This window comes from Rhizobium sp. TBD182 (assembly GCF_001950375.1).
Taxonomy (GTDB): domain Bacteria; phylum Pseudomonadota; class Alphaproteobacteria; order Rhizobiales; family Rhizobiaceae; genus Agrobacterium; species Agrobacterium tumefaciens.
The window spans coordinates 61,538-73,491 of sequence record NZ_BDLN01000010.1; the positions used below are offsets into that span (position 1 = coordinate 61,538).

At 59.5% G+C, this 11,954-nt stretch carries 12 protein-coding genes; 5 read left to right on the plus strand and 7 right to left on the minus strand.

Annotated features, from left to right (window positions below; genetic code table 11):
- A partial coding sequence (locus T18_RS27275) for a hypothetical protein (protein WP_210187541.1) occupies window positions 1-449 on the plus strand: 449 nt, incomplete at its 5' end.
- A 164-nt stretch (window positions 450-613) separates the two neighbouring features.
- Here the strand turns inward: T18_RS27275 and T18_RS27035 are convergent.
- The 4 genes from T18_RS27035 to T18_RS27215 all read right to left on the minus strand — a co-directional run bounded on the left by T18_RS27035 (window position 614) and on the right by T18_RS27215 (window position 2,870).
- Window positions 614-751 carry a hypothetical protein gene (locus tag T18_RS27035; protein ID WP_158319046.1) on the minus strand — a complete coding sequence of 46 codons (138 nt, stop codon included), beginning with the start codon at window positions 749-751 and terminating at the stop codon, window positions 614-616.
- Between the two features lie 12 nt (window positions 752-763).
- Complete coding sequence (locus tag T18_RS22700) at window positions 764-1,372, minus strand: DUF1419 domain-containing protein (RefSeq protein ID WP_038496912.1); 609 nt, start codon at window positions 1,370-1,372, stop codon at window positions 764-766.
- A 139-nt stretch (window positions 1,373-1,511) separates the two neighbouring features.
- Complete coding sequence (locus T18_RS22705; protein WP_410118147.1) at window positions 1,512-2,420, minus strand: DUF3991 and toprim domain-containing protein; 909 nt, start codon at window positions 2,418-2,420, stop codon at window positions 1,512-1,514.
- A gap of 273 nt (window positions 2,421-2,693) precedes the next feature.
- Window positions 2,694-2,870: a hypothetical protein gene (locus tag T18_RS27215; protein ID WP_038496918.1), complete on the minus strand. Its 177-nt coding sequence runs from the start codon at window positions 2,868-2,870 to the stop codon at window positions 2,694-2,696.
- A 493-nt stretch (window positions 2,871-3,363) separates the two neighbouring features.
- On the opposite strand from T18_RS27215, the gene T18_RS28290 reads away from it, so the two are divergent.
- Window positions 3,364-3,675 carry a DUF3800 domain-containing protein gene (locus T18_RS28290; protein ID WP_075807841.1) on the plus strand — a complete coding sequence of 104 codons (312 nt, stop codon included), beginning with the start codon at window positions 3,364-3,366 and terminating at the stop codon, window positions 3,673-3,675.
- Window positions 3,603-4,202 (plus strand): DUF3800 domain-containing protein, encoded by a 600-nt coding sequence (locus T18_RS22720; RefSeq protein ID WP_051489758.1) that lies wholly within the window; start codon window positions 3,603-3,605, stop codon window positions 4,200-4,202. Before T18_RS28290 ends, T18_RS22720 begins: the two co-directional genes overlap by 73 nt.
- A 50-nt stretch (window positions 4,203-4,252) precedes the next feature.
- Here T18_RS22720 and T18_RS22725 read toward each other — a convergent pair whose 3' ends face one another.
- From T18_RS22725 to T18_RS22735, 3 genes are read right to left on the minus strand one after another with little or no spacing between them, the layout of a single operon-like run.
- On the minus strand, window positions 4,253-7,510 hold the full coding sequence (locus T18_RS22725) for an error-prone DNA polymerase (protein WP_038496924.1): 3,258 nt from the start codon (window positions 7,508-7,510) through the stop codon (window positions 4,253-4,255).
- Complete coding sequence (locus tag T18_RS22730) at window positions 7,507-9,018, minus strand: Y-family DNA polymerase (protein ID WP_038496926.1); 1,512 nt, start codon at window positions 9,016-9,018, stop codon at window positions 7,507-7,509. Before T18_RS22730 ends, T18_RS22725 begins: the two co-directional genes overlap by 4 nt.
- Window positions 8,939-9,691, minus strand: a complete 753-nt coding sequence (locus T18_RS22735) for an ImuA family protein (protein ID WP_046205662.1) — start codon at window positions 9,689-9,691, stop codon at window positions 8,939-8,941. Before T18_RS22735 ends, T18_RS22730 begins: the two co-directional genes overlap by 80 nt.
- Before the next feature lie 282 nt (window positions 9,692-9,973).
- On the opposite strand from T18_RS22735, the gene ligD reads away from it, so the two are divergent.
- On the plus strand, window positions 9,974-11,026 hold the full coding sequence (ligD, locus tag T18_RS22745; RefSeq protein WP_038496935.1) for a non-homologous end-joining DNA ligase: 1,053 nt from the start codon (window positions 9,974-9,976) through the stop codon (window positions 11,024-11,026).
- A 58-nt stretch (window positions 11,027-11,084) separates the two neighbouring features.
- Window positions 11,085-11,858, plus strand: a complete 774-nt coding sequence (locus T18_RS22750) for an SOS response-associated peptidase family protein (RefSeq protein WP_038496938.1) — start codon at window positions 11,085-11,087, stop codon at window positions 11,856-11,858.
- Window positions 11,859-11,954 lie beyond the last annotated feature (96 nt).

Below are 11,954 nucleotides of genomic sequence, written 5' to 3' on the forward strand. Positions count from 1 at the left end.
CCGTGAGGGGAGCGCCTTCTTTTGTATCCCGGCGCAATGTCAAACGCCGCGGCGATTGCAGCGAGCAGGACATCGTCTCTTCGGGAAGTGATGCTCAGATATTGTTGACGATGAGCAATTTCAAGTCGCGAACCAGCTCGCCAACTGGTAAATCTCGCCGCTTATCAGGAATGCCAAGGCGAAACAGTATGAGCACAGACACCGAGACCCGTCGAGCGATCGCGCAGCGCGTAAGCGATCGGGCCCGAGCGCGCGGTGTTCCGATCGATACGGATCCACCCTACCTTGTCTTGCTGGAGGAATGGATCCGCGGAGAGATCGACATGAAGACGATTCGCGAGCGATATCTCGATATAATCGCTCTTCATGCTGCCGAGTGGCGAGGCCCGCGCAAAAGCCGTCTCGGCATAAACCCCTCGGAATCGTCGGACGAAGCGAACAACGAATAAAAAAATGGGCCTGCAGAAACCGCGGCCCATGAAGTGTGGAGATCTAATACCTCCAGAGGGGAACAGCTGCTGCGACGGAACTGGGAGGTGACCGCCATGTGCATCAGCTGGAGGCGTTATGCCTGAATTTTAACCAACGGCAAATCATTTATTGTGCAATGCAGCTATGCAGCTGCCGCGACGGTCTCGTTGTCCAGATCTGCCGACAGTTGAGCCTCGATTGCCCGCAGCTTCAGGCGCTTTTCCTCCAGGTCGCCTGCGAACGCAAAAACGCCTCCGTCTCGCGAGCGGTAGGCAAGCATGAACGCATCTCCTCACGCTACGACTGCCGCACGGGCAAGATGGCGCAGTTGGACGGGCAGCTTGGTGGCGATCTCATCGTCGGTCAGGTCGTCGAGCAGTTTCGACCTGGCAGACCCAGCTGTGGTGTAGAGAGTGATGACCCGCTGCCCCGGCAAATAATGGAGGGAGCGTTCATCGGAGTAGCCGCGATAGGCGTCCGCCGTGGCACTGCAGATATGCTCAAGATGCTCGTCCCGCGTCATCGCCCGCACTGGACGCGTCTCCCGCTCGATGATCTCCAGCCGCATGTCTTCCACGGACCGGCCGTCGGAGAGATCACAATATCCATGGAAGTGACGAACGCCCCCATCGATCCGCAGCGCGAATAACACTGATGTGACAGATCCGGTCAGGAATTCGCGCATTGCAAACATCGAGCCCCGAATCCAAAGCGGCGGCAGGATCTCGAACATATAATCATGCTCGCGCTCGGTGATTTCGAACCATTCGCCGGCATAGAGCACGCTCGCGTCACCGTCGAAACGTTGAGGACGTTGTGCGTACCGATCGAACAGCCGGAACATCTGATGGCGGTCGGCGGCGCCTTGGTAGACTTTACGGATTGCGGAAGGGGTGCTCATTGACGGCTCCTTTGGCCCTGTCCGAACCGAAGCGCGGTGCTGCTATCAGCTCACCATCCTCTTCAGTCCTTCATGACCCTCCCCTCACGCCGCCTCTCCGTCCGGGCGCGTCAAGGGCCGCTCTCGAGCGGGCGAAGCTTCACCCTTGACGCGGCCGGCGGGCATGCGGCAGGCCTCCGCTTGTTTCCATTCTTCTCTCCCTCTTTTCTTCCTCGCGCGCCTTCAGCGCTTCATTCCAATCCTCCGATGGCGGCTTCAGTCGCAACCAGTCGCAGCCGACCTCATTGGCAATGTCGCGAAGCCGGCCGGCAAAGGTCTCACCCTGGCTATTGGCGTCGGTAGCTGCGATCAGAACAGCACCGGGACGCGCGGCCAGCTTGCGGACCGCGGCGTCCGTCGCCGGCGACCAACCGCCGCCGGTGCTGAGATAGAGGCTGCTGTCACGCAGCCCCTCGAAAGCCGCAAGGCTCATGGCGTCGATCGCCGCCTCGGTGACGCAAAGACGCATGGCATCGGAAGAACCAAGGCGAAACAGAATTTTCGAACCGCCTGTCGAAAAGCCCCGCCAATCCGGGCCGCGCTCTTCCCAGCCGGTGACAGAACCATCGTCATTTACATGGGCGGCCCACATGCTGCCATAAGGGCCTTCTCGAAGGACGTTGCTGCGGATGGCCTGCCGGATGACCGTTACGGGGATGCAGCGCTCGGTTCGCAGATAGCGCCAGGTCATCGACCCCAGCCACGGGCTCCGTCGTTTTGCCCAGCGTTCCGGGACGGAAATGCTATGAGCGAGCTTTCTGTCTGGGCGAGACCAAGCAGGATCCGTGGCGATGACGCCGACGAGATCGGCCACCCGGTCGAGTGCTTCGACAAAGGTGACGCCGTCCAGATGCTCCGCGAGACCAAAGACATCGCCTTTCGCGTCTGACAGTGGATCGAACCAACCCCGCCCCCCATGGATGACGATGACGATTTCCGCACCGCGCCGGTACTTCAAAGCTTTGCGAGTGCTTTCCTTGACGTCGATGGCAAAGCCAGACTGTTCCAACAAAGCTGCGCACGGGACTTGGTCCCGAAGTTCTTCCAGTTTCTGTTTCTCCATTATTTTCCGGCGCTCGCGGCGCCGCCCTTCTCTCCAGATTCATGTCTCCCGCAATTTGCGGGACCGTTTCCGGCGGCCGCGAAGAGCAAAGGGGGCAAGGGCGCGCCCTGGCAATCTGCTGATCTGCAGATCAACGCCTACCGTCGGTGCCAAAGCGCGGCGAAGCTTCCCTTGCCGCCTGCCGCTCGCAAGCGGCACCAAGGAGAGGTAAATGCCGGCTCAATGAGCCGGCCAGGGATGGAATTCATGCACGATCTCCAGATCGTCTTCGTCATCGAGTTCGTCGCTCGGCAGAACGCCGAACTCGTCGCCGGACCTGAAAAGCGTGACCGGAACCATCAGGATGCGGGAAAGCTGGAAGGCGTGGTTCTGCGCAAGGGTAAGATCGGTGTTCATCGGAGGGCTCCATCTTTGGAGCGGGCCATTCCCGCTCGATGGCTCCCGTCAGTGTCCGGAACCGGTCGCGATCACCGCGAAGGCGCAGCCGAAGCGGCCGCAGCTTGCTTAGCGGACCCCGTCAGCGGGTTGATCGACGGAGATCCGGGACCGGACCAGGAAGCCATCCATCAAGAGCAGGAATGGGACGCCTCAATAGATCTGCCTCCGGCCAACAAAGATCGTGCTGATGCGTATCTTGTCACGCTCCTCGATACCTGATGCTATGTTCTTTTCGCTCCAGTCATCAGGTCAAGTCGATGCCCACGCCCAGGATACGGGTCACATACGACGTGAATCCGCGAACGCCGGACGTTGGCGATTGGGAGCCATGCGGAGCCGCCGCTTGAAAAGCCGACACGCAACCGATATATGTTGGTCATAGTCGAGAGCGCTGATCCGTCGGTGCGTTGAACGATTGTTTAACTCGGCTTACCGAATTGGAGCGGACCGCATGCGGTCCGCTTTTTCGTTTCAGGGGGATTCGTTGCATCTACTATATCTCGACGAGTCGGGTCACTCTCATGATCCTAGCTCCGACTTCTTCGTGCTTGCCGGATTCAGCATCTTCGAGCGTCAAACCCACTGGCTGGAAGCCCAGATAGATCCTGTAGCGGCGCGCTTTAGCTCGACCAATCCTCGGGAAATCGAGTTTCATGGGAATCCGATGGGGGCAACGGTACCTGGAAAGGTGTGCCTCCAAATGAAAGAGTTCAATCCGTTGTCGATATCTTGTCGCTACTGGCCGACAAGCAGTTGCAATTGAAGGTTTACGCCTGCGTCATCGAAAAGAAGCACTTTTCTCCTAACGATATTTTGGCTCGGAGTTTCGAGGAAGTGGCTTCGTGTTTCGATGGATATCTGAAGACACTCTATAAGAAAAAGAATCCCCAACGCGGCTTGGCCATCCTCGACAAAAGCAATTACGAGGAGAAAATCCAGACCCTGTCTCATGTGTTCAAGCACGTGGGGCATGCCAACGGACAACTTCGAAACTTTGCCGAAGTCCCGCTTTTTCTGGATTCAAAAGCATCGCGCCTCATTCAGATGGCGGACTTGATCGCCTACTGGATTTTCCGGCACTTTCAATCAGGCGACCAGCGTGGCTACAACCTCATAAAGCCGTACTTTGCCCGGTATGGTGTCGGGCCAGTCTCAGGTCTGCGTTGTCATGTCACGCCGGAGACAGAAGCGCGCCTCGCATCACTTCCAGTTCCAGTTCATCCGTTCCCAAAATCATCGGCGAAACCTATTGTCACGGATGCATCCGAGGTCTCCATACTTGATGACTAGAGCGGCTTTGGAGGTGTAGGCGCCGCTTCCGACTCGCTGGCTTGAGCATTTTAGTGAAAATTCCTACTCTTCACCTTCAGCGTATCGATATGGAGATCGGGTGTGAATATGTCCCTCGGGACAACGGGCTTTTGTCGATCACGCGAATCCGGCCCGCCGCCGCCGTGGGCAAACTCGTCGCCCCGCCCGGCCGGCAGCCTGAACCCGGTATCCCGATCAGCCAGACCGACAAGGTCCGCCGACAGGTCGAACAGTTGCTGCGCGACAAGATGCACGACCTCCCCTTCCCGCTGAATCCGGCCATTGATCGCCATCATCGAGGATCCGAGCACCACGCTCCTGCGCTTCTCGAACAGTGACGGCCAGACGACGATGTTGGCAGGGCCTGTTTCGTCCTCGATGGTGATGAACATGACGCCCTTGGCAGACCCGGGCTTCTGGCGCACCAACACCAGACCTGCAGTATAAACCCATCGCCCATCCCGAGCATTCATCGCCTCCCCACAGGGGATGATGTTGCGTGCCGACAGGTCCCTGCGCAGGAACGCAACCGGATGCTGCCGTAGCGTCAAGCCCGTATGGCTGTAATCTTCGATGACGTTGTGCCCGTCCGTCATCTGCCGAAGGGCGACCTCCGGCTCCTGCTGCTCAGCAATTGCCGCCATCTCGCGCTCAGTCGCAGCGGCAAACAACGGCAAGGGTTCATCGCGCAGCGCCTTGATGGCCCAGAGCGCATCGCGCCGTTCGAGTTTGAGCGATGGCAGAAAGGCATCGGCCTCTGCCAGCTGGACAAGCGCCTCCGTCGGCACGCTGGACCGGCGCCACATGTCATCGACGGATAAGAAAGGACTATTCATGCGTGCCGTCACGATCCGCGCTGCATCAGCGACAGCCAGTCCCTTCACCTGCCGAAATCCAAGCCGGACAGCATGCCGATCAGTGCTGCCGATCTTTTCCAGCGTGCAGTCCCAGCGCGAGCGGTTGACGCACACAGGTCGCACCTCAACGCCATGCTTGATCGCATCACCGACGATCTGGGCTGGAGCATAAAAACCCATCGGCTGACTGTTGAGAAGGGTGGCACAAAAGACATCCGGATAATGGCATTTGATGTAGTTCGATGCGTAGGCGATCAGCGCGAAAGAGGCTGCGTGACTTTCGGGAAAGCCATAGCTGCCGAAACCTTCGAGCTGGGAAAAGGTCTTTTCGGCGAACTCCGCCGAATAACCGTTCTTGATCATGCCGGAGACGAGTTTTTCCTTGAAGCGTGAGACCCCGCCGGTGAACTTGAAGGTGGCCATCGACTTGCGCAGCTGGTCGGCCTCGCCACCGGTAAAACCGGCGCAGACCATGGCGACGCGCATGGCGCTCTCCTGAAACAGCGGCACGCCCAGAGTCTTGCCGAGCACGGCTTCCAGTTCGGGCGTGGGATATTCGACCGGCTCCTTGCCTTCGCGGCGGCGAAGATAGGGATGCACCATGTCGCCCTGGATGGGACCGGGCCGGACGATCGCCACCTGCACGACCAGATCGTAGAAGGTGCGGGGTTTCAGGCGCGGCAGCATCGCCATCTGCGCGCGGCTTTCGATCTGGAATGTCCCAAGCGTATCGGCTTTTCGGATCATTGCGTAGGTGGCTGCGTCCTCCTGCTGGATCGTAGACAGATCGAGATCCTCGCCCTTATCCTCACGGATGAGATGAAACGCCTTTGCCATGCAGGTGAGCATGCCGAGTGCGAGCACATCCACCTTCATGAACTTCAGCGCCTCGACATCGTCCTTGTCCCACTCGATGATCTGGCGGTCCTTCATCGTTGCCGGCTCGATCGGTACGAGATCGTCCAGCCGGTCATGGGTGAGGACAAATCCTCCTGGATGCTGGCCAAGATGGCGCGGGGCTCCCATCAGCTGCTGCGCCAGTTTCAGGGTGAGCGCTAAGCGCCGGTCGTCAGGGTTGAGATTGAGCTCGCGGATGTTTCTGTCGGGCACTTCCTCCGACCAGGACCACATGCCCGACGACAAGGCCTTGATCACGTCCTCCGGCAGGCCGAGCGCCTTGCCGACATCGCGGATCGCTCCCTTGGCACGATACCGCGTAACGGTGGCGCAGAGGGCAGCCTTGTCATGTCGGTAGGTCTTGTAGATCCATTGGATGACCTCCTCGCGCCGTTCATGCTCGAAGTCGACATCGATATCAGGCGGCTCGTCGCGCTCCTGGCTGACGAAACGCTCGAACAGGAGATCGTTGGTCGATGGATCGATAGAGGTAATGCCGAGAATATAGCAGACGGCGCTGTTGGCCGCCGATCCCCTGCCCTGGCAGAGAATGCCCTGGCTTCTCGCAAAGCGCACGATCGAAAACACCGTCAGAAAATACGGCGCATATTTCATGGCGCGGATGAGATCGAGCTCATGCCGTACGGTTTTCAACACGTCGGGCGGCAAGCCTTCCGGATAACGATCCGGCACGCATTGCCAGACATAATGCTCGAGCGATCCCTGAGCATCCTTGCCCGGCACGATCGCCTCTTCGGGATATTGGTAGGTAAGCTCCTCGAGTGAGAACGTGCAGCGCCGCACGATCTCCATGGTTCGCGCCAGGGCTTGCCGGTAGCGCGGAAACAGGCGAGCCATTTCTTCCGGAGGCTTCAGATACCGGTCGGCATGACGCTCGCGCTCGAAGCCGACATCGTCGATCGTGGTGTTGTGCCTGATGCAAGTGACGATGTCCTGCAACTGCCGCCGGCCCGGCTCATGAAACAGCACGTCATTGGTGACCACGGTTTTGACCCTGACCCGTGCCGCCATGTTGGAAATCTCATGGAGCCGCATCTGGTCATTGGGGCGTCGGCGCAGACACAGCGACACGTAAGCGCGGTCACCAAACGCTCCAGCCATCTTGCGAAGCTGTGCTGCACAGGTGGCGTCCGGCAGATCCGGCACCAGAATACCGATCATGCCTTCCGAGTAGGAAACAATGTCATCCCAGTGCAGAATGCAGTTGTCCTTGCCACCACGTGACTTGCCGAGCGTAATCAGCCGGGTCAGGCGTGAGTAGGCAGCTCTGTCTATCGGGTAGACGAGCAACGACATGCCGTCGGCGAGATCGAGACGGCAGCCAACGACGAGGCGGAGACCTGTCGCGCGGGATGCTTCAAGGGCGCGAACAATCCCGGCCAGCGAATTACGATCGACGACGCCGATCGCACTGATCCCAAGGAGTTTTGCAGCATCAAACAACTCCTGCGCCGACGAGGCACCACGCAGAAAAGAAAAATGTGTCGTGACCTGAAGTTCGGCGTAGCTCATGCGAATATCCCGTGGCAGAACCAGCGATACGATCCGGTTTCCGGATCAACACCGTCGCCGGAGCGGAACACCCACAAGCGCTCGCCTGCCTCATCCTCTATGACGAAATAGTCGCGCACGGCGTCCATTTCGGCATCTCGCTGCCACCATTCCCCGAAGATACGTTCCGGCCCGTCGGCACGCTTGATCTTACGGCGTTTGCCACGCCAGACGATGGAGACTGGCGGCCGGTCCGGCATCAGCGCGATCGCCTCGATCAACTCAGGTCTCGGCAAGAGACGGACGGGGCGGCGCCAATGGCTGACCCAGGCAACGGCGATCGGTTCAGCGACGGGGCTGATGCGCTGGACAGAGCGTTCCGGCACATCGGAGGCGACCGGCGCGACGCGATAAACCCTCTGCCCCCGGTTTCCATAGAGGTCGATCAGCGGCGTTACATCAGTGACGTCATCCTCGACCAGAGCAGAGGCTTTCTGAGCCTCCTCGAGAGGCTCGGCTATCACGGCGACCAGGATCAGCTTTTCGATCCCGAAGCCCGGCTCGATCTTTTCCGTCCGGTCCCGAAACAGTTTTGTCAGCCAGGCGACATCGCGGGCGGGTCTGGCGGTTCCGGCGCGGATGGCCTGTCTCGTGCCATCGACCTTCTCGACGATCAGGTCGGCACGGCGCACGCCAAGCCCGCGCTTCTGGAGTTCGCCAACGAGTTGGACGACCAGACGGCCAACATATTTGTCGATGGTTTCCGCAGCCCCGATCGGTTCGGCGAAGGTCTTGGAGACTTCAACCAGCTCTGCGGTCCGGATCGGCTCGATCGGCTCGGCGACACGACACAGCATCTGGTCGAGACGGCGGCCGACCTCTGGACCGAAACGCAATGTCAGCGGGGCCCGCGGGGTGTTGGCAAGTTCGCCGATCGTCTGGAAACCGAGAATGCGCAGATCAGAGACGATCTTTGACGGCAGGCGCAAAAGCGAGATCGGCAGTTTTTCGGCGGCACGGGCCGTCTCGCCCGGTGGAACGACAATCGTTTCGCGATTGATGGCGCGGGCGCAAGCATGGGCAGCACCCCAGCTGTCGGCAACCGCCACACGAGCGGTCAGCTTTTTCGCGAGGAACCGGTTGGCGATGCCATTCACCATTGATAGTTCGCCACCCTGCAGATGATCGGCGCCTTCTGTATCCATGACGATGCCATCAATCCCGTCGACCGCGACGATTGGCGAATAGATCGTCAGCGCCCAGAGCGTGATGCGCTCAAGTGCGGCTCGATCGGCTTCGGCATCAGCGTCAACCAGCATCAGGCCACGAAACAGCGACTGCGCCTTTGCGGCTGCCATGCCGGTATGCACGCCCGCCTTTCTGGCAGCCGGATCGGCGGCAGACACCCATCGCTTCGAGCCGCTTTTTGCGATCACGGCGATTGGCTGTTCAGGCGCAATAGACGGATCGGCCCGACGAATGCGATCTGTCGGCAGATCCGGAAGATAGATCGAGACGACCCTTGTCATCACACGCCCTCACGAGAAACTCAGCACACTCACCCGCTTTCACGCGCATCAATTCCAGAAACCATTGGGGCCTGCCCACCCCCGCTACCGGCAACTCTTCCGACGGCATCACGCTGACACGCCACCGCGTGGTCGAGGCCGTCGGCTGGCCAAAGTCATTGGCCTCCGTCTGTCGCCGCCATCGCCGAACGCCAAGCGCCATGGTCCCGGTTCGCTCGGCTGCAAGCTGCAACCGGCGGGAACTGACCATGGGCAAGCGGACAAGTTCACCGACGACGGCGCCAAGTCCGCCGAAGGAAAGGCCCTCCTCCATATTGGCAAGCACATCCTCTTCCTTGTCGGATTCAACAAAGATGACGCGGTCAGGATGCAGACCCACATGGGCCAGAGCCGGAAAAAACAGATCCGGCCGCGTCAGACACCAGATGACGGGGCCTTTTGTTCGTGCGGCAATGCCGGCAACACAAAGGGCTGCCGCTGCGCCATCGACGGTGCCCGAGCCACCGCCTGCAAACTCGTGCAACGCGCCATAGGCGAGACCACCGCCGGGCAAGGCCGCATCGATCTCGGGAACGCCGAAGGCGAGTGTTCCGGCCCGCGTCGCGGATACCCCTTCCATCGACGCTATGCGATCGCGCAAGTCGCAAATCACCCTCTGACGGGCAGCAGTCATCGTTCACGGCTCCCTTCAAGGTCGTGTTCAAAGGATCGACATCATGTCGTACGGGCTATATGTTCATTGTTTGTTCTCGTAATGCAAAAGAGTCAAGCACCACATGGTTGAGGAATATTATCCCAGTATTAGCAAAGTCGAAGATTCGAAAAGGATTCAAGGAGGTAAGGGGAAACAGAATTTTTTGCGGCCCCTGCGTCTGTCGGGTCCAGAATGGTGGATAGCGGGGATAGATGAACGGCGTCATAATCTTCTTAAGGTTTTCGTGCTGAACTCGTTTGCATGACGAAGCCACCGAGATCAAAGCCGCTCCTTCGTGATAGCGAAGCCCCGCTGCGGTCAAAGCCGCGTCGGAAGCGCAATCCCGCACAGCCACAGCTGCTGTTTGATCCGATGCCCGATCGCGTCGAGCCGGCGCTCGCCCAATTGAAGGCGCATCCTCCACAAGGCGATCAATGGAGCTGGGAGCTGAAATGGGACGGCTATCGACTGGCTGTCCATATCGAGCCGACTGGGGTCCGCATCCTCACGCGTAGCGGCCATGACTGGACGCACCGGTTTCCGGCGATCGAGCAGGCTGCCCGGGCGCTTGGGCCGGCAACGATGATCATCGATGGCGAGGCAGTTGTGCTTGACGATGAAGGGCGGCCGGATTTCGGGCTGCTGCAGAAATCGTTGGGTGCCTCTGGAAAGACTGCTGGCAGCCGAGCTTCGGACGCCATCCTCTACGCCTTCGATCTTATCTATCTCGACGGTCATGATCTGCGGAATATTGAATACCGCTCACGCCGCCATCTTCTCGAGGATACGCTGAAGGGACATGACGGCGCGATCCGCCTTTCGGAAACCATTGACGCCGATCCCGCGATCCTGCTGGAACACGTTGGCAGCCTTGGTCTCGAGGGCATCGTCGGCAAGCACCTCGATCAGCCCTATCGTTCCGGCCGCACCGGCGACTGGGTGAAGATCAAATGCGTTGGGAGCGAAGCGTTCATGATCGTGGGCTATGAGCCATCGACGGCATCGCCTGCCGGGTTCGCCTCGCTGGCGCTTGCTGCCTATCGCGGTGACGAGCTCATTCATGTCGGAAACGTCGGTACAGGTTTTAAGGAAGCCGAGATGATCAGGCTGCGCAAGATGCTGGACAAGCTGCGCTGGAAGCGGAAACAGCCACCGGTGCCCTTTCCCGAAAAATCAGATATCGTCTGGGTCGAGCCAACACTGATTGCAGAGATCGAGTTCCGGGCGTGGACGGCGGACGGCAAGCTACGCCATGCCTCCTACAAAGGCTTGCGGGAACGGCAAGACAATGCCGACGTTTACAAGCTCGACTAGCGACGGAGGCGGAACTCACCACACAACTGCATTCGGTCGCAACGGAGGAATTGCTGCCATGTGCAATCTATATCGGATGGAAGACAAGGACTGGGTCTCCAAATGGGCTCAGGACGCCGAAAGCCTGATCAACCTGATGCCAGCCTATCAGATGAACCCCGACCAGATGGGGCCGATCGTCCGCAACACGGCGGACGGCAAGAAGCATCTCGTGCATGCGCGTTGGGGCCTTCCCTCGCCGACCTTCGTTCAGAAAAAAGCTGCGGAAACGAGGGCGGGGAAACTGAAGGCCAAGGGTCAGGCTGTCGATATGGATGAGCTTACCCGCATGGAACCGGACCGCGGTGTGACCAACGTACGCAAGCTCAACCTGCCCCACTGGACACGATGGTTCGGTGTCGAACATCGATGCCTCGTCCCTGTCACCAGCTTTGCCGAACCGGATCCGGCGAGCAAACAGGATGGCGGAAATGTGCCCAATGCCTGGTTTGCCCGCGATGAAGCAAAGTCGCTGATGTTCTTTGCCGGCATCCATGTGCCGCAATGGAAAAGCGTCCGGAAGGTTCGAGACGGGCTCACGACCGACGATCTCTATGGTTTTCTGACCACCGATCCCAACCAGCTCGTGACGCCGATCCATGAGAAGGCGATGCCTGTCCTGCTGCTGACTAAGGAGGAGGCTGACATATGGATGCGGGCGCCCTGGAATGAAGCCAAGGATCTAGCCCGCCCACTACCGGACGACGCGCTGATCATTTCGTCGCGCGAGCCCTATGGATCCTCGATCGTGTCGACGTCTGGCGAGTTGGTTGAGCAAAGAAGCCTCCTCTAATCGGTCAAGCGAAAGCGCTCCAGCGGCCATTACCTGACGGCGGCCTCGTGCTGCCGCGAACCGAAGCCATACGCGCAACAGCCGACGGCATTCGAT